The organism is Pseudomonas sp. E102 (genome assembly GCF_052660185.1).
Genome location: NZ_CP084025.1, coordinates 1,991,359 through 2,014,488, shown reverse-complemented (window position 1 = coordinate 2,014,488; position 23,130 = coordinate 1,991,359). Strand labels below are relative to the sequence as shown.

Here is a 23,130-nt window from a genome sequence, read left to right as displayed (position 1 = left end):
GCTCTTTGCTCCAATCCGCCACGCAATGCGTCGCTGCCAATATTCTGATAAAGCGCATACCGAACGCTACCCGAGAGCTGCACCAAGCAGCTGATACAGCTTGAATACGGGCTATTCGCCCACCTACTCACCCTCACCAGTCAGGTCAGTTACCCCGCGCCCTCCTAGTTGACGATGGCCATGTCGGCTTACTCACTTAGAGGTGAATGTCCAGCTTGGCGTAAAGCTCTCTGGCCTAGGCCCTGGGTAACGTTGATAGTACCTAAAGTCCTCTCAACATAGGATTCTAAAGTTGAGACTTTTATCGACGCAAAGCAGCACAAGGTTAATTTATGACGCCTTGACCTACGACTTAGCACGGCCTTTGTTTCGACCTCTGTAAAGAGCACCCTCGTACTTAAGTGCCCATTCCACAGTTCTATATTCTGCATCATTCAGCATTAATTTGGCATACTCCAAATAGGCATGTTGCTGACCTTTGCCGTAAGCCATTCCACTTACTGAAGAAGCCTCATCTCGGGTAGTCGGAAATGGAATTGAATAGGGCCTGGTGGTATCTCGTATGAATTCCGCCTCGGAAGTATCAATGACACCGAACCCGATACCGAGCATCCAGTACGCCACGGCCGCATCACGCGGACGTGACGAATCAGGCTTGAGCTCAGTTGATGTTTCTCCATACTGCTTCTTCGTCGCCGCCTGCGGCTTGGTGAGCCGGTAAAAGAAGTAAGTTCGAGCGTAGCCTTGTGCCCCGCTTACATTTGGGTCTTGGAGCCAGTAGGACATTAAGAACTCAGCAGCCTTTGCCGAAGGCGTAGTGTCGGCGGTAAGCTCGAAAAACCACCCTTGCATCCTGGCGGCCAAAGCTAACAATCGATCATTGTCTGCTTTGGCATGCTTCGACGATGCATGCTGCAGCGGGAACTGGGTGGCGAGTCTGGAAGCTGGGCTCCCAGCGTACTCGGCGAAAGCCCTCCAACCCTTGTCTAGTAGAGTGAAGGTCGAAGTGGCCATTCGTTCGAGGAGTACAGGCGCGTTGTGCCGCTGGCAAACACACAGCCACGGTTGCCGCCATTCCACGCGCATGGCCGGAGCGAGGCCGGCCGCGACATCAACCTTGAAGCACTCTGGGCAGTAGTTCAGCGCTTTTGAGTACGGAATGATGTCACTGCTTAGGTTGCCAGAGCTTTGGGCACAGTTGCTTTCATCACCAGGAATCTGCAGCGCGAACTGGCCAGAGACGTAGAGTCGGTCTGACAAGCTCAATGGTTGCAGAAGTTCTAGGTTCGCCCACTGCAGATCAGGGTCAGCGCCGCCCTTGCCACAATGCATAACAAGGGCATCACCCAAGCTGAGCCCAGCGCTATGACCTTGCCCCATGCCAAGCCTGGCAACCCAAGAAGAGAAGGACTCGTTCTCCACTGCGGGGTCGCAGTGACGGAAGTCAGTTTCGGTTGACCCTGAATGATTCCATGACTGTGTAGCCGAGGGCTGACGCTGACTTGAGCTTTCCCGCTCCCAGCCGCTGCTCCTTCTCACGCTATCTGCCTGAGCTCGAATGCTGCCTGTCTGACCTCCAATGCTGCCTGTTGGTTGAAGGACTTGGAGATTTACAGGGGCATCGAACGAGGCGGTGATCGATCTATCAGCCTGGCCGCCGTCCAAGACGGAGAACTCGTCCTCATCGCATACCCAAATGGCGGAGTTTTGATCAGCGCCTGCATCGACCGGTGATCCGTTGTCCATTATTTGATGGATCAAGACTTTGATCGCGAGCCCGACCTTACCCCCTGACTCTGTATGTATCGTATCTACATCCAGTGCATCTATACGTCCTGGGGGACAGGGCTGAAGAACGCGCAGAGCTACGCTAGTAACGAAGTGTCCAAACCTCGAATTGGCGGGCATGGGTTCGAGCTGAACCGTTCTGCAGTCCACACGAGCGGCCCTCAACTCAAGCGTCAGCCATTCCATAATGTCGGCTGCGCCTAGGAACACAAATCGAGCGGCTCGATTGGCTCGCATCAGCTGAATGATCGCTGCCGCGTTTGCAGCCTGTGCCGTCTCGTCAGAAGCGTAAATCTCCATATCGTGAACGATGAAGCAGTCATAATTCCGCGCCTCCAAGACTGCGCGCTGAAGCGCACTCAGGCCAACCGAGGTTGATCCCGAGGAAGTGTTACTGACGCTCGGCGGAACCCGGATCGCTGCATCGAAATTTGCCTTGAAACTACCAGGTTCCAAGGACGAAATTTTATCCATGGTCAAAACTTTAAGACCTGCCGTCCGTAGCCGATGATCAAGCTGACAGGCCAAAGCAGTAGCACCACATCCTGGATCACCTACGACTAGCATGACTTCCTGTCGGGCTTCACCTCGCCCGCCCTCGCCTCGTTGATCCTTGACTGTCCCGGCCGCTGAAGGGTTATCCTGCCGCGTCATGAACTGATAGCAATCAATGAGAGCGTCTTGGTTGCCAGAGGCTTCAGACCAAAATTCTTGGGGTTCATGACTGAGCAACGCCAAGCTCCTGTTTGCATTTTCGCAGAATCCAGAAGGCCCATTTCGAAACCAGAGCCCCCATACTCAGCCTTAGAGTGATGCCTCCTGGACTACCATGGGCATGGGCCGCTCCAGAATTTCAAGCGCCTCTTGGGCGCCCTGCATACTTTTCCATGCCTCAAGGATGCTATCCGCGTTGATGTACTCCTGCCCGCTCTCGACTGCCATCCGACATGCTTCCCTCAAGATTTCGACCACTGCTCGGCGGGAGCGGTACACCACCTGGATTTTTCCAACCGTTGTTGTCGTTCGTGCGCAGTCAAACAAGTTTTTGAGGAGAGCAGCGTTTACGATCGATTTTTGAGCCAGAGGCATGTAGCACAGATACCCGCTCACGAAGGATTCACCTTCGAAATCATTTTCCCATGCGGATAGCCCGGTTTGGCGAAGGTTGAATCGAGTAGAAAGCGTTGCGTCAGAATCGAAGACGTTGATGAGACCATCTGGCGTGCCGCTCAAAATTACATTCAACTGCCAATCAGGCCCGGAAAGCCCCTTGAGCGCACCATACTCGCCATTGAGTCGCTTTTCAGACAGAGCCTTGCAAAGCAGCGGGATTTCATCGATGAATACCCCGCGAACGTTATTTTCCCGTATCAGCTTTTGAGCGAGAGCGACATCCCGGTAGGACAGCGTTAGCGGTCTTTTTTTAAACCTCTTACCTACCTCAGCCAGAAAAAGCTTCATGATGTTTAGGTTTGCTTGGTTTTGCACAAGGTCGATGTAAATCACCTTCCCAGCCCATGTGGAATCAGGCTTGAAGCTCTGAGTCTGCCACCGCTGGCCCAGCAACGATTTTCCGAGCCCGGGGGGCGCGATTAAGGACATACCGGGATTAGAGGTGTACCTAGGCAACGTCACCAAACGCTGTGCGCTCATCTCGGCCGCCATCGCGGTAGGATGCATGAGGAAGAGCTCGCGCATGCAGGCGAGCGCTCGCTCTTCCTGCGGCAGGTCTAACATGGCTTGGGTCTTTTCGCTGAGATGGCTCATAGATCATCGTCTCCCATCATAGGTGGCGCGGGGCCACGGTGTTGCGATGTAGAGCGCCCATGCGGTATGCCAGAGACATGGCTGCCCTTGGTAGTCGTTGTGGCCAGGTCGGTCGGCTCCTTGGGTTGAGGAGCTTTATTCACTAGGCCTGGACTTAGTGATGAAAGTACCCGCTCTTGAAGCTGTCGAGACTCTTCGAGTCGCCTCTGCTGCGTATCTGTAATAATGTGGCGCTGTATATTGACGTAATACTGGCCTAGGATTGTGAGCTGACCAGCTTTTGGGCCATGCTTTCTTTTGATATCCCATGCCCACATTGTTTTGGGGATATCAGCATTTCGATTGTTGAGTAACTGCACCTCCTCCCACTTACCTTCAAACTCAACCCAAGCATGATGTATGTTGTTGTGATCAATTTTAAGCCTGACCGGGGTGCCAACTTTATTTTTGTAAGGGCCGACTTCATAAATCAACTCAGTAGTTCTGAGCCCTCCGCGACTCACACTGCAATGATACTCATGAAGAATATCTATCCAAAAGTGCTTTGGGTCAGGAATTCTTCTTGGCACCCTGATAACGCCGTTTGTTCTGCCGAAACTCTTGAGCCAGCGTTCATTGGGAGTAAGTTGGTCACTCCCGCGGAACTCGTGCCAAATACAAATTTGCGTAATTATAAGAATAAACAGATCAGTAAGGTTGTACGTCGCCATCGACTGGGGATTTTCACCTCGCCGCATTTTTCGATTTGAGGCAATGGCACCTCTTAGCCTCTGCATGAAAAGTGGGTTGATTTTCCCAAAGGCTCGCTCAACCTTTCCCCCACTTTGAGGGCGAATTCTTTGCTGCGGGATAATGCCGTGCTTGTCTAGGCCAGCTAAAACTGTTTTGGCATTGAGGTCACCACCCTTATCTACTCGGTAATTTTCTCCTGCCCCATATTGCATCCAAAGAAACTTACCTTCCAATCCAAACTCTCGCATTAGAGCATCTTTGGGCTGAATCGCCATAAGCATGGCGTCAGCCAAGGTGTTTCGTGAAGATGCTCGGAACGTAAGAGCAAAACCAAGGTACGAATCCGTGTGATCGTCAACGATGAGAGTTAGATTGGGTCGCCCTAGCCACCGACCTGTTTCGGGATCAGTTGCATGGCAGTCCAGCGGGCTGTTGTCTGCATGGATAATTTGCAAAGCATGGGTAGTGACCGCTCCATGGTCATAAGTGTCATATATATCGCGCGCAACTTTCGGCCCAGCATCATTTGCTACTGCTTCGCGTGCAGAAATGTTTTGGCGGTGCCGACGCCTGATCGTCGCAGGGGATGGAGGTTTTTTGTTTTTTTCTAAACACCGTGCTTGAACACCGTTAATTCCAGCTTGCACAGTCCCGCCTGGGCCTGTCACGTCTTCCTTACTGGCTGTAGCCATGATGGCTTCAACCTCTTGGTCGAACCTAGTTGCGCCCTTGCGCCGCCCAGACTTGCCTGGAACTAAGCTTTCCCAACTAGACCATTTCCTATACTTGGCTAACAGGTCATTGAGAACCGTCATTTTTATCTCAAGCTTCGCCATAGCCTGTTCTTTGTCGGGCTTGGTTATTTTATTCCCGGCTTTTTCAATCGAATATAATGGTTCTACGACACGCGCACGCCTTCTGGCTATCAACACCTGATCGTCAGTGTAACGGGAGGAAATCTTAGGCTCTTCGTCCTTTACGCGTTTCTGTTCCACACCGACTAGAACTTCCTGCCGGATACGCTCCAGTATATCCGTTGAGACTTTCAAGAGATCATCTCTAGAAACTTTAATAGGCGCCGCTGACTTCTCTGGAGTCTGGACTGCATATCTGTCTGTATCAGGGTAATAGTCAATAATGGTGTGAACCCCAGCGGTCTCTTTGAGGAACACACTCTCGCCCACAACGAACTCGTCCATGATGGTCGCTACCGCAGCGGATCTTTCAGCGATGTAAGAATTTGACCTGCAAACTCCCTAAGCCTACTGCGCACCACACCGACAGTTGGGGAGGGAACTTCGAGGAGCTCGCACATATGGCACACGTGCTTCCAGCAGTCTACCGCGGTGTATGCCGAAAAATGTGAGCGCTCGAACTCTCTCTGAATGATGTATGTGGTCAAGGGCAAGCTGCGGTAACTCGCCGACGTATCCTCGTTGATCCTGATGTATTCAGAGAGCCAGTCATCCGGCATTTGGGCGGTATCCGACGCAGTCGTCGCGAGGGTGACAGACTTCCGGGCCTCATTCACCACAGCTAGGGCATGCTTTTCGAAAGAAGCGCAGCCGTTCTTCAAAATCTGCACCCGCGAAGGATTGAGCGAAAAGCAGTGGCCATCGGAGAGTCGGCAGAGCTTCACCCTGTCACGGGGAGGCCGGTGGATGGCTACAACTACCAGCAATTCCGGGCCGAGATCAGAGGTTGCGAACGCGCCTACGTAGCTCATAAACCCCTCTCTATTTAGGATCTGGACGCCTTGGAAATGACCGCGTGAAGAGAGAATAGCTGGGTTTCGTGGGGATGGTACTACCGGCTGTCCAAATCAACGGAGATATGTAACCTATTGATTTGTATAGACCGTGTTTCACTTATCTCCGTTTATTTTTGAAAATTTGCCGGAGGTTTCTGACAGATATTTTGAGGGGCTTTATTTTTCAGGGAAATGCAGAACGAACGGAAGATAGTGAAAGTGGATACCTGTTGTCCACTTCCAGTAACCCCGCTTCTCGAAAATCAGAAGATTGACCCACATTCATAATCCACCTCTCGACATCGACGCTCACTAACGGCTTGGACTGTTTCCGGCTCACACGCTCGCTACCAGAATTTTCCTAACGTCCAAGCGAGGGAGATGCCGGGCCGGAGCTTTGCAGCTGCGGCCCGGCTGATATCGACGGACACGTCGCCCAGGTTAAAGCACATTCTCCGTTGCAACCCGCTTGATCGCGGGGGCCGACCCGACATCTCTGACAGGGTTGCCGCCCGGCGCCTTCAGGTCCTTGGCAAACGTCCCATCCACCTCCCCCTTGAAAAAGTTCTTGCCGTAGATCAGCAAGCACAACACAACGCCAATTCCAAATGCCCAGCTCGCGCCTTTGATCGCCAGCACCGCGCCAATCACGCCCGCGATGCCCAGGTCACGCTGGCTTCGGGCTTCGAGAATGCCCAGGCGTACGCTAACGTACCCTTGGATCAGCAGCGTCAGTGACAAGGCGACACCGAGAATCGGCTGTACCAGCGTGACGACCGGCAACAACAGCAGACCGCTGTTGGTACCCCAGCGGAACGACCCGACGCCGCCGATGATCGACTTCATTGCCTTCGGTCCACCTTTGAAACGCTCGATCACCACCACCAGCATCGCGGCCCATTTTGGCCCGCACATGGCGACATCGGGACCAAAGATGCTCATGAACGCGTTGCGCGCGCCGAAGATCAGGTGAGCGCGATCGGCGTTGTAGTCGACGACTTCGTCGGTGCGCACGGTTTCTGCCTCATCGAGGAGCGATTTGGCGCTGAGCACGTCGCCGAACACGATGATGTAGGCCGCCAGCATGGTCGGCAACGCTGAGATGAACATGGAGACCGGCGGCATGCCCAGACCGAAGACGGTGTAGTCATTCCACAATCCAGCAAAGTCCGGTTGGCTGATTCCCCACTGAATCGTCGGCCATGGCGCCTCACCAAACAACGGTGCAATCACCACCGCCAGCAGGATGATCGGCAGGATGCCGAGCTTGGCGAAGTTCCACCAGAAGCGGTTGCGTTGCTTGAGCTCGTTGAAGTGCTGGGAAAAGATCAGGTAGAAGGCTATGCCCACCGCAATGGAGATGGTCCAGGGCAGTACATTGAATTTCCCGCCTACCTGGAACACCGCGATCACGGCACTCAAGCCAGCCCCGACGATGATGCCGGACTTGATTGCCGAGGGCACGAATTCCACAACCTTTTTCGCCATTCCAGTCGCCCCAAGGGCAATTGAAAATACGCCAAGCATCAGCTGGAAGGCTATCAAGGCATGGACACGCTCCGGGCCCATTGGGAACTGTGCGCAGTAAGCCATCAACAGAGGAACCGCCGGCGTGATCCAGCCAGGAACGGTCGGGTCACCGAGCAAATGGTGCGCCAGGTAAAGCAAGCCGTTGAGCATCACCACGGCAAGCGCGACTTCGAAAGGCATGCCCAGCAGTTCGGTCATCAGCGGGATCGCGGCCAGGTCCACGGCACACATCAACAAGCCTTGGAGGTAGTCTGGAAGTTCGATTTTGTAATGGAGAAACGGCAACCGGACCTTGAAAGGACCGAGCGGGATGTATGGACTTTCGCCCCGCTGCGCAGGAGTGTCAGACATTGGGTTCACCTGTGTTATTGGTCTTGTAGTGGCGGGCGCAGGCTCCGGGAAACCGGAGCCATGGCTTTATGGATCAGTAAGCGGCGCGATAGATCTTCTCGATATCGGCGGCCGTCAGCTTGCGCGGGTTGTTGCGCATCAAACGGTCGATCTTGCTGGCCTCCTCCGCCATCGCTGGGATGGCCTCTTCGGGCACGTTGAAACTGCGCAGCCCGGAGGGAATATCAACGCCAGCACACAGATCCGCCATGGCTTTCACAGCCTGGTCCGCAGCGTCCCTGTCGCTCAGGTTCGCGACGCGCACGTCCATGGCTTCGGCGATGTCACGGAAACGCTCGACGCAAGCTGTCTTGTTCCACTCCATTACGTACGGCAGCAGCAAGGCGTTGCTGACGCCGTGGGCGATGTTGAACCGTCCGCCGAGCGGGTACGCCAGCGCATGCACCGCCCCTACCCCCGCGTTGCCAAACGCCATGCCGGCCATCAGGCTCGCGGTGGCCATGTCTTCCCGGGCTTGGAGGTTGGTTGGGTTGGCATAAGCCTTCGGCAGCGCCTTGCTGATCAACTTGATCGCACCGAGCGCGATGGCATCGGTGATTGGCGAAGCGTTGACTGAAAGATAGGACTCGACCGCATGCACCAGCGCATCGACGCCACTGGCCGCCGTCACACTGCGTGGGCAGGTCAACGTCATGGTCGGACTGACCAGCGCCACGTCCGGTAGCAGGTAGTCACTGACGATGCCTTTTTTCAGCTGTGCTTGCTTGTCGGAGAAAATCGCGACGTTGGTCACTTCCGAACCTGTGCCGGCGGTTGTCGGGATAGCAATCAAGGGCGGGCCCTTGCGTTTCACCAGATCGACTCCGAACAGTTCCGTCAGCGGACCTGCATGACCGGCATACGCCGCGACGCCCTTGGCAATATCGATGGCACTGCCGCCACCCACCGCAATCAATCCGTCGTGTCCACCCTCGCGATAGGCGCGAGTGCACTCCTCCACGATGGCCACCTCAGGCTCCGGTTTGACCTGGTCGAAAACGCCGTAGTGGCGATCACCGAGTTGCGCCAGCGCCAGGTCCACAGTGCCGGAGTTCACCAGGACGGTGTCCGTGACGATCAGTGGGTTCTTGATCTCAAGGCGCGTCAGCTCAGCGCAAAGCTGCTCGATTGCGCCGGGTCCGGTGATTAATTTATTGGCGATTTTGAAAGAAGAAATGTTCATCGGGCTCGTCCAGTTGATGTTGTTTTATGGAAGACGTGCCAAATGGGATAGCGAAAGACGTGCCAATGCCCTGGAAGCCCCGTCCTACGGGACTTTGCGTGGATTATGGGCTTTTTTACCGGTGAGCTCCGATTAGTTTTCTGATCGTTTTACCCTACATTGATCAGAATCCTAATCAGACTGTTCCCAGCGTTTCATTTTCTGCACCACAGTCGCCTGGCTCACCCCTAACGCCTTGGCCGCAAGGCGCGTGGTCTTGTGCGCAAGCAGCGCGGCGCGAATCGCGCTGCGCTCGGCATTTTCCAATACCTTGCGCAGTGGCAGCCCCGCGTCATTGGTTTTCGACGGATTAAGGTTGAGGATCTCTTCCGGCATATCAAGCGCCTCGACAGTCCCGGTCTGATTGGTCACCACCAGCCGTTCGACGACATTGATCAACTCGCGAATATTGCCGGGCCAGGCGTATTCGCACATCAAGTCGAGGGCATCCAGACTCCACTGGACCTGGCGTTCATAACGAACGTTGAATCGGTCGAGGTAGTAACGCAGGAGTGGCGCAATCTCCTCCCGACGTTCGCGCAGTGCCGGTATGTGAATCGGCACCACGTTGAGCCGGTAATACAAATCAGCCCGAAAATGCCCCTCCGCCACCCGCTGCTTGAGGTCATGGTGGGTGGCGCTGATGATGCGTACATCCACCTCCTTCAATTCCAGGCCGCCGACAGGAATGAAGCGGTTCTCTTCGATGACCTTGAGCAGCTTGACCTGCACCGGCAGCGGAAGATCACCAATCTCATCTAGAAACAACGTGCCGTGATGCGCCAGTTCCAGCAGGCCACGCTTGCCTTTGGGACCTGCGCCAGTGAACGCCCCAGGTGCATAGCCAAACAGCTCGGCTTCGATCAGATTCTCGGGCAGCGCGCCGCAGTTGAGCGCGAGGAAGGGTTCGCTGGCACGTGGGCTGGCGTTATGGATGAATTGCGCGACGAGGGTCTTCCCGACGCCGGTTTCGCCTTGAAGCAACACCTTCACCGAGCTGCTCGCAACCTGCCGGGCCAGCGAAAGGACGCGGCCGGAAACCTCCTGATCGGCCATGAGCGGAGAACGCAGCAGATTGTCCCGTTGCCCGGCATGAAGCTTGGCGGTGCTGTTGCGCAGTTGTTTGAGCTGTTGCAACTCATCGCGCTCGTGTTTCATGCGCAGCAGTTCAGTCATGTCGCGCACGGTGCTGACCACGTATGAAATTCGCTTTCCAGCGTCGAGAATTGGCGTGGCACTGACGAGCAGCTTCTTGCCATGGCTCAGGCTCTGCATCACCGATACCGGCCGACCACCCTGTAGCACGCGCAATGTGGCCGATTGCGAGATGACGCCCTCCTTCACCAGCTCCTGCATGGATCGACCGACGAGATCCGCACCACTGAGCCCGGTCAGGCGCTCATAGGCTTGATTTACTTTTAGCGTATTGCCGTCGCCATCCGTGATGTAGACGCCGTCATGGAGAGCGTTGAGCAGTTCTTCGAAGCTGGCGTCATTGACGTTCACCGGGGAGGTTCCTTCAGGGGGAGCTGTCATATGCAGAGGGTACATTCTTGCAAAACCCCGCCTGCGAGAAAATCGCTTCCCTGGAACAAGCCCTGAAATGCGCGGGTCTTTCGGTTTGCGCGATTACACGGAACCGAAATCGTGTGTTGTTCCGATACTGAGCCAGCCTACTCCACCGCCTCAACCACCCCCTGATCCTCCCCCAGGAAACCGCCACTCTGGTGATGCCACAATCGCGCATAGGTCCCGTTCTTCCCGAGCAGCTCGGCGTGGGTGCCCTGCTCGATGATGCGGCCTTCATCCATGACGATGAGCCGGTCCATGGCCGCGATCGTCGACAGCCGATGGGCAATGGCGATCACGGTCTTGCCCTTCATCATTTCATCGAGGCTTTCCTGGATGGCGACCTCGACTTCTGAGTCCAGTGCGCTGGTGGCTTCGTCAAGCAGCAGGATCGGGGCGTTCTTGAGCATCACCCGGGCAATGGCGATGCGTTGTCGCTGGCCTCCCGAAAGCTTGATCCCACGCTCCCCAACCAGGGTGTCGTAGCCGCAATGACCTTGCTTGTCACTCAGTTGGCTGATGAATCCATCGGCTTGAGCGCTGATCGCGGCGCTGCGGATCTGCGCGTCGGTTGCATCGGGGCGGCCATAGGCAATGTTGTCGCGGATGGAGCGGTGCAACAGCGACGTGTCCTGGGTGACCATGCCGATGGCACTGCGCAAGCTGTCCTGGGTGACGTGGGCGATATTCTGCCCATCGATCCGAATCTCGCCGCTGTCCACGTCGTAGAAACGCAGCAGCAGGTTGATCAGCGTGGATTTCCCGGCGCCGGAACGGCCTACCAGGCCAATCTTTTCGCCCGGGCGGATGCTCAGGCTCAGACCATCGAGCACCTGTCGTTCGCCGTTATAGTTGAAGCGCACCTTATCGAAGGTCACCGCGCCGCCCGTGGTGACCAGCACGCCGGCGTCTGGCGCATCCTGCACCTTGGGGCCGCGGGTCAGGGTCGCCATGCCATCCTGCACCGTGCCGATGTTCTCGAACAGCGAGGTCATTTGCCACATGATCCAGTGCGACATGCCATTGATGCGCAACGCCATGGCGGTAATCGCCGCGACGGCACCGGTGCCGACTTCGCCTTGGTGCCATAGCCAAAGGGCATAACCGCCCGAGCCCATGATCAACCCGACCACCAAGGCCTGGTTGACGATCTCGAACTGGCTGACCAAGCGCATCTGGCGAAAGCCGGTTTGCTTGAAATCCTCCATGGCGGCGCGCGCAAAATGCGCTTCGCGCTTGGAGTGGGAGAACAGCTTTACCGTGGTGATGTTGGTGTAGGCGTCTGAAACTCGCCCGGTCATCGACGACCGCGCATTGGCCTGTTCCTGCCCTACTTTCTCCAGGCGCGGCACGAAGTAGCGCATGGCGACACCGAACAAGACCATCCAGGCAATGAAAGGCAGCATCAGTTTCAGGTCAAAACCGCCTGCCAGGGCGATGATCGCGATGAAGTACACGCCGATCCCGGGAACGATCTCGATGATGGTGAACAGCACCTCACGCACCGACAGCGCCGTCTGCATCACTTTGGTGGTGACCCGGCCGGAAAACTCATCCGAAAAGAACGACAGGCTTTGCCTCAGCATCAGCCGGTGAAAATCCCAGCGCAGGCGCAACGGCAAGTTGATCGCTAGAATCTGGTGCTGCACCATCGTGCGCAACGCGACCAGCCCAACGCTGGCCACCAGGATGATGCCGATGCCCCACAGCACCCGACTCTCTTGCGCTGCCGCATCGCCGCCTGCCTGCCAGGTCGAGAGCAAGTCCACGACCTGACCGAGGAAAGAAAACAGCCAGGCTTCGTAGATCGACACACCGGCACTGAGCAGCGCGAATGCGAGAATGTAACCGCGTGCGCCTCGCGTGCAAGCCCACAGGAACCGCGCCAGACCGTCGGGTGGCGGGGGGACTTCATCGGGTGGGAAAGGGTCTAGCCGTTGTTCGAATAGGCGAAGCATGGTGATTTCCAAAACGATCTGACGAATAGATAGTCGCATTTAAAGGATGCGTTGAGGGTTTTGGACGCGCAGGCAGTGCCGTTTGCTCAGAATTTTTACCCGCAGAGGGCCGGAATTTCTCCGGCTCCCGCTGAAATACGAAAAATGAAGAAAAACGCCATGCCCTTGGACGAGTTCCTGCATGACGTTCTTGAATTGCTCGAAATCGAATCCACAGGAACTTGTCGTCGAGCGCGCCAAGCCATTACGGTTTGCCGAATCCAACGGCTCACATGACGAGATTCTAAGTTTGCTGGCCGGATACAGGCCGGCGCAGGAATGATGAAACTTGCAGACTGTCCACAAGCGAGGTGACTGAAATGAAAATCGGGATTATCGGCGCAGGCAACATTGGGGCGACCCTTGCCCGCAAACTCGCGGCGTGCGGCCATGACGTCAAACTGGCGAACTCGAAAGACCCCCAAAGCATCCAGAAACTTGCCAGCGAAATCGGCGTGCATGCCGTGACCAAGGACGATGCGGTGTCTGGCGTGGACGCTGTAATCCTGTCGATTCCATTTGCTAGATACCCTGACCTCAAGCAGACGTTGAGCAATGCTTCCCCGAAGACCGTCGTCATCGATACTTCCAATTACTATCCGGGTCGCGACGGGGCAATCAAGGAAGTTGAGGACGGCAAGCCCGAGAGCGTCTGGGTGAGCGAACAGCTTGGTCGCCCGGTGGTCAAGGCATGGAATGCCCTGCTCGCCGCCACGCTTGCCGACAAAGGCCAGCCGACGGAAGCTTCAACGCGCATCGCGATACCCGTGGCTGGGAACGATGCCGCCGCTGTGGCGCTAGCGCAGGATCTTGTCGAGCAGACAGGCTTTACCGCTTTTGCCGCCGGTAGCCTCGAAGCCTCATGGCGTCAGCAGCCAGGCACACCGGCTTACTGCACCGAGTTGACACTGCCGGAGCTGGAAATGGCGCTGGACGCGGCTGAAAAGGCACGGGCACCGGAGAACCGCGACGCACTGATCGCCAGGTTCATGGATCCCGGCAGTCAGCTTACCCATGAGCAGATTGTGGCCCTGAATCGCACGATGACAGCCTGACTTGCTAGCCGGTCGTAACCCGGCGCAACGGAGCCCGCTGGACCGGCCTCTGCTGCCAATCAAGCTGCGCCTGGACCATGGCCACCGCATCCAGCACCTTCTGCGCCCAGCCTTCATCCTCCGGATGCACCACGACAACGCGAAACCCGTGGTCATCCCCTTCAATCTGCACACCCTCGGAATCATCGACGTGCAAGTCGATATCGAACGCCGGCGGGTACTTGGAGGGTGAGTTGGACAGCCCATGCACCGTCAAGGCGCGGTTGTGCAGCACGCTGTTGACGACACCGTCGACGCGGATGCCGTACAGCAGCAGCCAACGCCTGATGTAGGACGGCGTGCGCCCAGATGATGTGTAGACCCAGATACTGCAACCCTGGCGACGCAGCTCCCGGATCAGCGAGCGCGTACCCATGCGCAGCGGCTCTCCCAGCCAGCGGTGAACACAGGCCGGCAACCGGCTTCGCTCGACATCGCAGTGGTGGAGTTGGCAGGCGAGCGTGTCGTCGATGTCGAACGAAATGCGTATGCGCTGGCGTTGGAGCAGCCGCGTCGGATTGACGCTACGGATAGCCTGCCCTACCCGGCCACCTAAGGTTTTGCATCCGGCGAGCACAAGAGCCCTGCTCATCAGTGGCGGCCCTGTGAGACGGGCAAGGATTTGCCCTCGAGAAAGAATTTCATTGGGTCCGGTGCCTGTTCTTCGAGGAACGCTGCGTATTTCTTCTTGATCTTGGGCAATTCATACAAAGCCTTGACGCCATGCTTGGCGGAGTTGCGTATGACCGAGGACGGATTGAAGTAGCCCTCGGCGTTTTCCAAAGACAGCACAAAAGGAGGAAGCCCCGCGCGCATGAGCAGATAGCTGACGATGAGCGACCCACTGCGGTTGTTGCCCTCGATGAACAACTGCGGCTTGCTGAGAATGCGTACATAGACGCCGGCCGCACGCTTCCACACCGACTCACTGCGATACGCGCAATACCAGTTGTACAAGTCCTTGATGCCGCCCTCAACGTTGTTGAAGAAATGCGCCTCGGTCGCCGCCAGGTGCTGGGCGTATTCCAGCCGGCGCACGGGGTCTCGGCCACACAGCACCGTGGCGTTGATCTCAAGCATCAGGTTCAGTTGCTGGAGATCGAACAGGTCGACGCCGCGGGCCACATAGTCGTCAATCAGCCCATAGCCTTCAAGCACATTTTGCAGCACTTCATCCGTCAGGGGGTCCCGCGGCTCCGTGAAGTGCCGGCTCAGCGCGGCGAAGCTCTTTTGCACTTCGCGCAGTGCGCGCTCAATCGCAGGCAAATCAAGGCGATGCGTAGCAGGCATTGGTGCTCCTTGGAAACGCTTGGTAAATGTCTACCGGATGCCCGCCAAATCCATTTGGCTTCTGCAGGGATGCGGCCTCGACCGGGGATGTGGCTTAGCTGAACTTGCCGCTGATGTAATCGCCGGTCATCTGTTCACGGGGGTTATCGAAAATCTGCGTCGTCGGGCCCATCTCCACCAGATAGCCGGTGCGTGTGCCCTGGGAGATGTCCACCGAGAAAAACGCTGTGGTGTCAGCAACGCGGATGGCTTGCTGCATGTTGTGAGTCACCAGCGCGATGGTGTAGTCCTTTTTCAACTCGACCATCAGTTCCTCGACCCGCCGGGTAGCGATCGGGTCGAGCGCCGAACAGGGTTCATCCAGCAGCAACACTTCCGGCTCGGTGGCGATGGCGCGGGCAATGCACAGCCGTTGTTGCTGGCCACCGGAGAGCGACAGGCCGCTGACCTTGAGCTTGTCCTTGACCTCGTCCCACAGCGCCGCGCCTTGCAGCGCATGCTTGACCCGGTCGCCAATGTCACCTTTATAGCGATTGAGGCGCAGGCCGAACGCGACGTTGTCGAAGATGCTCATCGAGAACGGGTTCGGCTGTTGGAACACCATGCCGATATAACGGCGCACCACCACCGGGTCGACACCCTTGCCGTAGACGTCCTGGCCAAGAAAATGCACGTGGCCCTCGAAGCGGAACCCCTTCACCAGATCGTTCATCCGGTTGAGGCTGCGCAGCACGGTGCTCTTGCCGCAGCCGGATGGGCCGATGAAGCCGGTGATCTTGTTTTTCTCGATCGGTACGTGGCTGTCACGCACCGCCATGAAGTTGCCATAGAAAATCTTGTCCAGTTTGCAGTCCATGACTACAGGCGCCTGGGTGACAAACGGAGCGGCTATTTGCGCAGTGGATACGTTCAAGATCAGATGCTCCCGTTCTCAATACTTGGGCTTGCCGAAAATACGGCTGATGATGTTCACGACCAGCACGATCATCACCAGCACCAACGAGGCCGCCCAGGCGAGCTCCAGTTGGTTGTCGAAAGGCATGCCGGAAAAGTTGTAGATCAGCACGGCAAGCGATGCCGTCGGATTCATGACCTCCAGGTTGCCTTGGTGGTAGATCCAGTAGTTGCTGAACAGCGCGGTAAACAGCAACGGCGCGGTTTCGCCGGCGGCGCGCGCTACCGCCAGCATCACGCCGGTGAGGATCGCGGGCATGCCGGTGGGCAAGATGATTTTCCAGATCACCTGCGAGCGGGTGCAGCCCATGCCATAGGCGGCGTCTTTCATGATCTTGGGCACCATCCGCATCGACTCTTCCGCCGTCAGCACGACGATAGGCAGCATCAGCACCGCCAGCGCCACACCACCGGCCGGTGCCGAATACGTGCCGGTGGTCATCACCACCAGGGCATAAGCGAAGACACCGGCAAGAATCGATGGCAGACCCGTGAGCATCTTGGCCGCAAAACGCGCGGCGTTTGCCAGTTTGCTGTCCGGCCCCAGCTCTGCGAGGAAGATCGCTGCCATGATGCCGACGGGCACCGCGATGGCCGCCGCGATACCCACCATTACGAAGGTGCCTGCCATGGCGTTGCCGAAGCCGCCGCCCATCTCGAAGCCAGTCGGTGGCAGCTCGGTGAACACTTCCAGGTTCAAGCGCGCACCGCCGCGGGTGATCAGCATGTACAGCACCGAAATCAGCGGTACGCTTGCCAGCAGTGCCCCCGCCCAGACCAGGGTGGTCAAGATCAGGCTGCGCAGGGCCCGGCCCTCGAACCTGCGTTGCAGGCTGGGCATCGCGCCCGCTGGAGCCGTCAAATCTGTTGCAGCAGTGAGATCAGTCATCACTTGTTACCCCGTTGGGCGTACATCATGATCATCGAACCGATGATGTTCACCAGCAGCGTGATGAACATCAGCACCAGCGCGGCATACATCAACACCTCGATCTCGTTCGGCCCGGCCTCGGGGAAGTTCAGCGCCAACAGCGCCGCGAGGGTGTTGGCCGGTGCGAACAGCGAGAGCGAAAGCGTGTTGGCGTTGCCGACCAGCATGGCCAGCGCCATCGTTTCACCCAGCGCCCGGCCCAAGCCAAGGACCAGCGAGCCGAAGATGCCGGTGGCGGCAGACGGCACCATTACCTTGAGAATCGCTTCCCAGTGGGTGGTGCCCATGCCGTAGGCGGCCTGCTTGGTTTTCATCGGTACGGCCGTGAGCGCATCCTGGGAAACGGCGGCAATGGTTGGCAGGATCATGATGGCCAGCACCAGCGCCGCAGGGAGCAGCCCCGGCCCGCTCAAGGAAGTGCCAAAGAACGGGATCCAGCCCAGTTCGCTGTTCAACCAAGTCGTCAGCGGACGGATCGCAGGGATGACCACGTAGATGCCCCATAGGCCGTAGACGACGCTGGGGATAGCCGCGAGCAGTTCGACGATGGTGCGAAAAATGGCGGCGAGCTTGGGGGGCAGAAAGTCCTGGGTCAGGAAAATCGCCATGCTGACGCCGAAGAAACCTGCAATGAGCAATGCGATCAACGCGCTGTAGAGCGTGCCCCAGATCGCCGGGAGGATGCCGTATTTACCTTGGTTAACGTCCCAGACAGTGCCGAAAAGCACATCCGTGCCATGCTTCTCCATGCCCGGAAGCGCCTTGCGCCCCACCTCGAACACCAGCGCGAATACCAGCGCCAGGATCAGAACCACCCCGATGCGTGCAAGCGCACGGAAGGTGCGATCAACCAGGAAGTCCTTCGCCGATGGTGGTTGGCAGGCAGAGTCCGGATTAACCGGTACGACAAAAGGTTTGTTCATTGGCTAAGTCCGAACAAGGGAAAAGCTCTCCCGGCGCGGCTGATCGCGCACGCACCGGGAGAGGCCTCATGCATTACTGAATGTTGGCGGACGCTTTGCGAACCTGCTCGACGACGGAGGCCGGCAGTGGGATGTAACCCATCGAGTCGGCAATCTTCTGGCCTTCGGTCAGGCTGTATTCGACCATTTCACGCATGGCCTTGGCCTTGGCCGGATTGCCGTTGTCCTTGCGGAAGATCATCCAGGTGTAGGACGTGATCGGGTAGGACTTGGCACCGTCCGGATCAGGCAGCCACGACACCAGGCTTTGCGGCATCTTCACCGCAGCCAAGGCCTCGGCACCGCTTTCGGCGTTCGGCACGACGTACTGACCGGCCTTGTTCTGCAACTGGGCAAAGTCGACCTTGGCGAGTTTGGCGAAGCCGTATTCGATGTAGCCAATCGCACCCGGGGTCTGGCGCACGGTGGCCGTCACACCATCGTTCTTGGGCGACTTGATGAACTTGTCGCTGGCCGGCCAGTTGACCGTATTGCCCTCGCCCAGCGCCTGCTTGAACTCAGGGTTGATGGTCGCCAAATGCTTGGTGAACACCGCAGTCGTACCGCTGGAATCCGCACGCACAACGACGGTGATCGGCGTATCGGACAGTTTCAGGTCCGGGTTGGCGGCGACGATCTGAGGATCGTTCCAACGGGTGATCTTGCCCAGGAAAATGTTGGAGTAAACGTCCCTTGGCAGCTTCAGGCCCTTGGGATTGCCCGGCAGGTTATAGGCCAGGACGATTTCACCGGCCGTCATCGGCAGCAACTGCACGCCTTCGGCGACCTTGGCGATGTCTTCGTCTTTCATGGCCGAATCGCTGGCGGCGAAATCGACGGTCTTGTTCAGGAAATCCTGAACCCCGGCGCCACTGCCCTTGGATTGGTAATCCACGGTGACACCGTCGGACTTCTTGCTGAAATCCTTGAACCAGGTGAGGTAGATCGGCGCGGGGAAACTGGCGCCAGAGCCCGTCAGGCGGACGCTCTCTGCGGCGAAGGATGCCGAGCTGGCACAAAGAGAAACCGTAACGGCAAGCGCAGCAGACTTCATCAAACTTTTCATTAAAGGAAACTCCTTGTGATGACGGGCTGAGGAACTCTGCAACAGAGTTGTTACGTTTTTATGAAGATCGAATGGCAACGTCGCTTTTTTCGACCTGACATGTTCCTGTCAGCGGCCCGTCACCCTGACGTCAGTTCCCTGCGCCTAATGTAGGCCTTGATCTCTCTGAGGTGGTTGCGCGAGCAACAGGCCCGGTGGGACGTCGTTTTTTGCTGGCCTCATGCATCAGCGGAAGGAGAAACGCTAATGAGCCATCCCGATGGGCACGACAGCACGCTCGATCAATTGACCTGGCGGGCGACCCTTGACCGCAATCTGGACAAGAAAGACCTGTTGCTTCACATGCTCGCCGAACAGCAGTTCGTGGTCGCGCAGCTGCGAGCCCGCAATATGGATCATCGGGACTATCTGCTCGCGGTGATTGATTCGGCATCGGCCGTGAGCGAAGGCGCAGGCCAACCCTTCCCCTTCGATGCCCATCGAATGCGTCGCGTCATTACCGAGGCGGCCGCGAGGGGCCATTGGGGCAAGGCAGGCGAACGTGGCCGGACTCAGGGGATCGCCGCTCATTACGATGCCCAGGGCTGCGCAGCGATCGTCGTCGATATCGAGATGAGCGATGAGCGCCGCTTGATTGTTCATCATGCGGTCGTAGTGGCGGACCTGGGTCATGTAGAGAGCCCAGGCCGTGTGCGCTCGCAGCTTGAAGGCGCCTGGCTGATGGGCGTGGCTCTGGTGACGTCTTGTGATATCGGGCCCGCGATGGGCAATCGTTGCGCGATACTGGCCAACCGTGCGAGTTGGCCACTGGTTCCATGGTTGCCAGGCGAAATCGCCGTGCACCTGATCAACCCAACGGGTGCTGTCAATGTCGGTCAGCCCAGTCAGGTGAGCTACGTACCGGTCGTCCGGGCCCTTTGCAGCGCAATTTGTCAGGGCCCGGACAACCGAGCCAGCGACGCGCGGCTCAGCAGCCAGGTGCTCGAAAAAGCCGGCGAACGTTGAGCCGTTGCCTGGGGCAAGAGTCTGCCCTGCGGCGACGTTTTGCCAGGCGCCAGCTTAGGGAGCGCTGATTCGCAGCATCATTGCACCTGCAACCGGCGCAACTCGCCGCCCTCTTGTTTCAAGCGTTCCAGGTACGCCGCAGCGTCCAACAACTGATAGGGAAAATAAAGCCCTGCCGACGTCACCGGCTGACCATCCAACCCAAGCAGGCGTTCAAGAAGCATGGCGACGCTAAGGCCGGTCAGCGGCGCCGTGCCCTCCGGGTGAACAACGGCGTGACGGGTGCGCAGCGGTTCGCCTTTCAGGTCCGCGCCGGCAAGCTCGATGATGATTTCGGTGGACATCGGTTGTCCTTGTCGCCGACTGGAGCTCACCCCGATGCCAATGTTGAACTGGACATTGGCCGCGCCCGTCGCAGCCGCCAGGCCGGCGACATCAATGGATGAGAAGCCGCCGGCGTCGATTGACGTACCGTCCACGGCTTGGAACTGCGTATTGGAATGTTCGCCTTCACGCCATACGAATACCCCGTCGCGCCTTGTCAGCGCTGCGGGGAGCATCTTGTTGAGGTGTTCGAAATCGCTGGCGACGGTCGGCCCGCCAGTGTCCTGCTCATCGACCAGCGCATCGATGCGGATATCATCGATCCGGCCAAATTCCCGGGCCACGCTCAACGTCGCCGCCGTCGTTGCGCCGGCCATCCATTCGTAACCCAGAACAATGGGCGAGGCGCCTGGCGCATGCATGTACATTGCGATTTCGGGGGCGATCTCGAAGACCCCGGAAGATATGCTCAGGTGCGGCACCCCGCGCTTTTGCGCATAGCGCAATCCGGCGAGGGCGTGGTCCATGTAGAAAACCACCACGGCGCTGACCGGACGATCGCCGAGGCCCAGGTCGTCTGCGCTGGAATCGATCACCACGGCCTGCGCCCCGCCCATCTGCGCTGCGACCCGTTGGGCCTTCGCAAGGTCCCGCCCACCAATCAGCAGCGGCACGTCTGGATAAGCGGCGCGTAGCGCTCGGGCTGTGTGGTGGCCGATTGCGCCGGAACCGCCCATGAACAAGATAGGATTGAGTGACATTGTTTGTTCTCCTTGTTTTCGGGTTAACCTACTGTTAGTAGGTAACCTAGCACACCCTCACCGACTGTTACCTACCATTGGTAGGTTTTTTTGAATTGGAAGCGACAACGTGCAAAAAGAAATCGAGCCGCCCCCTGTCAGCGCTCCGCCCCGCAGGCTTTCCAAAGCCGAACGGCGACGCCAGCTACTGGACACTGCCTTGTTGATCGTGCGCGAGGAAAACGCCGACCGACTGACCCTGGGCCATCTGGCCGTCCGCGCCGGGGTGTCCAAGCCCGTCGTCTATGATCATTTCGGCACACGCTCGGGGCTGTTGATCGAGCTCTACAAGTGGATCGATACCGAGCGGGTCAACGCGTTCCGGGACGCGATGTCCAGCACCACCCTAAGCCTGGAGGAAACTGCCCAGGCCCTGGCCAGCGCCTACATCCAGTGCGCGGCGGACCATACCGACGAGTTTCACGCGGTGGGCGCGGCCTTGGCCGGCAGTGACGAAAAGGCGGCGTTCCAGGAATTGCTCGACAATTGCGTAAAGATGTTCATGGCCGTTCTCAAGCCCCACGCCCGTCTGGCAGAAGCCGAACTTGAGCGGTGCTGCATCGGCCTGGTTGGCGCGGGAGAAGCGCTCTCCGGCGCCTTGGTTAGGGGGCGACATGGCGAGGACGAAGTGATCGAAGCGTTCACGGCATTGATACAGGGCGTTCTGAAGCCGATGTCCTCGCAGCCTCAGGGGCCTGCTGATTAGGTCGGTGTGACGCGTCCGCCGTTCATACCTGTTGCTCAAGCAGGGCGAGGGTTTTGCGATCCGGCTCGCCGGAATAGAACTGGTCGAGCGCCTGTTGATACAAAGGAGAGCCCGACTGGGCGCTGACGAACAGCGTAAGACAGGAACGAAACTTCATATCATCGGGCGAGCCGAATATACGCTCGGCGCTGACGTCGCTGTGTTGCAACACCGCTTCAACAGAGCCCTCCAGTCGCGGACCGAGCACATCGTGTTGCAGATACGCGCGGGCCTCGGCAAGGCCGGAAATGGCGAAGCGACTGGCCATTTCGGAACGGCCAAGCCCGCGCAATTGCGGAAATATGAACCACATCCAGTGGCTCGTCTTACGGCCCGCACGCAACTCATCCATGACGCGACTGAATACCGGGTGTTGCGCGTCAACGAAACGGGCCAGATTGTATGGGTCGTGCATGTTTGATGCTCCTCCAACGGGAGCGACTTGATCGGTCGCCCCCACAAAGCCGGATTCAAGCGCTCTGCTCTTGCTTCAGCCGCTTGAGCAACGCATGGGCGGCCGCTTGCGATGAGGCCGGATTCTGGCCGGTGATCAGGTGCCCATCCTCCACCACATGACTCGCCCAGTCCGCGCCCTTGGAGTATTGGGCGCCTTTGGCCTTGAGCATGTCCTCCACCAAAAACGGCACCACTTGCGTCAGGCCCACCGCCTCTTCTTCGGAGTTGGTGAATCCGGTGACTTTTTTACCTTTCACCACAGGCTCGCCATCCGGTGCGTTGACATCCTTGAACACCCCAGGCGCATGGCAGACCGCGGCGATGGGTTTGTTCGATGCATAAAAGGCTTCGATGAGGGTCTTGGAGTCGGTATCTTCGGCGAGATCCCACAGGGGGCCGTGGCCGCCAGGATAGAACACCGCATCGAAATCATAGGGATCGACCTCTCCCAGCGGCACGGTATCGGCCAGTGCCGCTTGGGCGCTGGTATCCGTGGCGAAGCGCCGCGTGGCGTCGGTCTGGGCTTGTTCCTCATCGCTCTTGGGGTCCAGAGGGGGCTGCCCGCCCTTCGGGGACGCCAGCGTCACCGCGGCGTTGGCGTCGATGAACACGTAATAAGGGGCCGCGAATTCTTCCAGCCAGAAACCGGTCTTCTTGCCGGTGTCGCCCAACTGATCATGAGATGTAAGTACCATCAAAATTTTCATGTACACCTTTCCTCCGATCGGTAATGGGCGAAATGCATCCGCCCTGCATTA

Annotated in this window: 21 protein-coding genes; 4 read left to right on the top strand and 17 right to left on the bottom strand. The window is 57.9% G+C overall.

What is annotated here, in order from left to right:
* Positions 1-345: 345 nt before the first annotated feature.
* From DOCECA_RS09145 to DOCECA_RS09110, 8 genes are all read right to left on the bottom strand, one after another.
* Positions 346-2,520, bottom strand: a complete 2,175-nt coding sequence (locus tag DOCECA_RS09145; protein ID WP_445571802.1) for a TniQ family protein — start codon at positions 2,518-2,520, stop codon at positions 346-348.
* A 72-nt stretch (positions 2,521-2,592) separates the two neighbouring features.
* On the bottom strand, positions 2,593-3,555 hold the full coding sequence (locus DOCECA_RS09140; RefSeq protein ID WP_445571801.1) for a TniB family NTP-binding protein: 963 nt from the start codon (positions 3,553-3,555) through the stop codon (positions 2,593-2,595).
* A complete protein-coding gene (locus DOCECA_RS09135) occupies positions 3,552-5,486 on the bottom strand; it encodes an integrase (RefSeq protein WP_445571800.1) in 1,935 nt (644 codons plus the stop codon). The genes DOCECA_RS09140 and DOCECA_RS09135 overlap by 4 nt, the downstream gene beginning before the upstream one ends.
* An 8-nt stretch (positions 5,487-5,494) precedes the next feature.
* On the bottom strand, positions 5,495-6,013 hold the full coding sequence (locus DOCECA_RS09130; RefSeq protein ID WP_445571799.1) for a hypothetical protein: 519 nt from the start codon (positions 6,011-6,013) through the stop codon (positions 5,495-5,497).
* A gap of 465 nt (positions 6,014-6,478) precedes the next feature.
* Entirely contained in the window at positions 6,479-7,918 is a 1,440-nt protein-coding gene (locus DOCECA_RS09125; protein WP_420763958.1) for a hypothetical protein, read from the bottom strand.
* 73 nt (positions 7,919-7,991) lie between these two features.
* Positions 7,992-9,140, bottom strand: coding sequence for an iron-containing alcohol dehydrogenase (locus tag DOCECA_RS09120; RefSeq protein WP_434564043.1), 1,149 nt, complete (start codon positions 9,138-9,140; stop codon positions 7,992-7,994).
* Positions 9,141-9,311: 171 nt separating this feature from the next.
* Positions 9,312-10,685: a sigma-54 interaction domain-containing protein gene (locus tag DOCECA_RS09115; RefSeq protein ID WP_434611435.1), complete on the bottom strand. Its 1,374-nt coding sequence runs from the start codon at positions 10,683-10,685 to the stop codon at positions 9,312-9,314.
* Between the two features lie 167 nt (positions 10,686-10,852).
* Positions 10,853-12,706 (bottom strand): ABC transporter ATP-binding protein, encoded by a 1,854-nt coding sequence (locus DOCECA_RS09110; protein WP_434564041.1) that lies wholly within the window; start codon positions 12,704-12,706, stop codon positions 10,853-10,855.
* 181 nt (positions 12,707-12,887) lie between these two features.
* Between DOCECA_RS09110 and DOCECA_RS09105 the strand changes: the two genes are divergently transcribed.
* Positions 12,888-13,028: a hypothetical protein gene (locus DOCECA_RS09105; RefSeq protein WP_445571798.1), complete on the top strand. Its 141-nt coding sequence runs from the start codon at positions 12,888-12,890 to the stop codon at positions 13,026-13,028.
* A gap of 37 nt (positions 13,029-13,065) precedes the next feature.
* Positions 13,066-13,800, top strand: a complete 735-nt coding sequence (locus DOCECA_RS09100; RefSeq protein WP_445571797.1) for an NADPH-dependent F420 reductase — start codon at positions 13,066-13,068, stop codon at positions 13,798-13,800.
* A gap of 4 nt (positions 13,801-13,804) precedes the next feature.
* On the opposite strand, the gene DOCECA_RS09095 is transcribed toward DOCECA_RS09100, so the two are convergent.
* The 6 genes from DOCECA_RS09095 to pstS all read right to left on the bottom strand — a co-directional run bounded on the left by DOCECA_RS09095 (position 13,805) and on the right by pstS (position 19,042).
* Positions 13,805-14,431, bottom strand: a complete 627-nt coding sequence (locus DOCECA_RS09095; protein WP_420763962.1) for a hypothetical protein — start codon at positions 14,429-14,431, stop codon at positions 13,805-13,807.
* On the bottom strand, positions 14,431-15,129 hold the full coding sequence (locus DOCECA_RS09090) for a hypothetical protein (RefSeq protein ID WP_420763963.1): 699 nt from the start codon (positions 15,127-15,129) through the stop codon (positions 14,431-14,433). The genes DOCECA_RS09095 and DOCECA_RS09090 overlap by 1 nt, the downstream gene beginning before the upstream one ends.
* A gap of 94 nt (positions 15,130-15,223) precedes the next feature.
* The gene (gene pstB, locus DOCECA_RS09085) at positions 15,224-15,985 is read right to left on the bottom strand and encodes a phosphate ABC transporter ATP-binding protein PstB (RefSeq protein WP_025214260.1); all 762 of its coding nucleotides are present in this window, start codon (positions 15,983-15,985) and stop codon (positions 15,224-15,226) included.
* A 75-nt stretch (positions 15,986-16,060) separates the two neighbouring features.
* Positions 16,061-16,972 carry a phosphate ABC transporter permease PstA gene (gene pstA / locus DOCECA_RS09080; protein WP_039588462.1) on the bottom strand — a complete coding sequence of 304 codons (912 nt, stop codon included), beginning with the start codon at positions 16,970-16,972 and terminating at the stop codon, positions 16,061-16,063.
* Entirely contained in the window at positions 16,972-17,937 is a 966-nt protein-coding gene (gene pstC, locus DOCECA_RS09075) for a phosphate ABC transporter permease subunit PstC (RefSeq protein WP_420763964.1), read from the bottom strand. The genes pstA and pstC overlap by 1 nt, the downstream gene beginning before the upstream one ends.
* 73 nt (positions 17,938-18,010) lie before the next feature.
* Positions 18,011-19,042: a phosphate ABC transporter substrate-binding protein PstS gene (pstS, locus tag DOCECA_RS09070; protein WP_420763965.1), complete on the bottom strand. Its 1,032-nt coding sequence runs from the start codon at positions 19,040-19,042 to the stop codon at positions 18,011-18,013.
* Positions 19,043-19,288: 246 nt separating this feature from the next.
* Here pstS and DOCECA_RS09065 point away from each other — a divergent pair, with 246 nt between their 5' ends.
* The gene (locus DOCECA_RS09065; protein ID WP_445571796.1) at positions 19,289-20,047 is read left to right on the top strand and encodes a hypothetical protein; all 759 of its coding nucleotides are present in this window, start codon (positions 19,289-19,291) and stop codon (positions 20,045-20,047) included.
* 77 nt (positions 20,048-20,124) lie between these two features.
* Here DOCECA_RS09065 and DOCECA_RS09060 read toward each other — a convergent pair whose 3' ends face one another.
* On the bottom strand, positions 20,125-21,132 hold the full coding sequence (locus tag DOCECA_RS09060) for an NAD(P)-dependent oxidoreductase (protein WP_445571795.1): 1,008 nt from the start codon (positions 21,130-21,132) through the stop codon (positions 20,125-20,127).
* A 109-nt stretch (positions 21,133-21,241) separates the two neighbouring features.
* Between DOCECA_RS09060 and DOCECA_RS09055 the strand changes: the two genes are divergently transcribed.
* Entirely contained in the window at positions 21,242-21,877 is a 636-nt protein-coding gene (locus DOCECA_RS09055; protein ID WP_445571794.1) for a TetR/AcrR family transcriptional regulator, read from the top strand.
* Positions 21,878-21,899: 22 nt separating this feature from the next.
* Here DOCECA_RS09055 and DOCECA_RS09050 read toward each other — a convergent pair whose 3' ends face one another.
* A complete protein-coding gene (locus tag DOCECA_RS09050; protein WP_445571793.1) occupies positions 21,900-22,331 on the bottom strand; it encodes a DUF1810 domain-containing protein in 432 nt (143 codons plus the stop codon).
* A gap of 55 nt (positions 22,332-22,386) precedes the next feature.
* Positions 22,387-23,079, bottom strand: coding sequence for a type 1 glutamine amidotransferase domain-containing protein (locus DOCECA_RS09045; RefSeq protein WP_434611422.1), 693 nt, complete (start codon positions 23,077-23,079; stop codon positions 22,387-22,389).
* Positions 23,080-23,130: the final 51 nt, after the last annotated feature.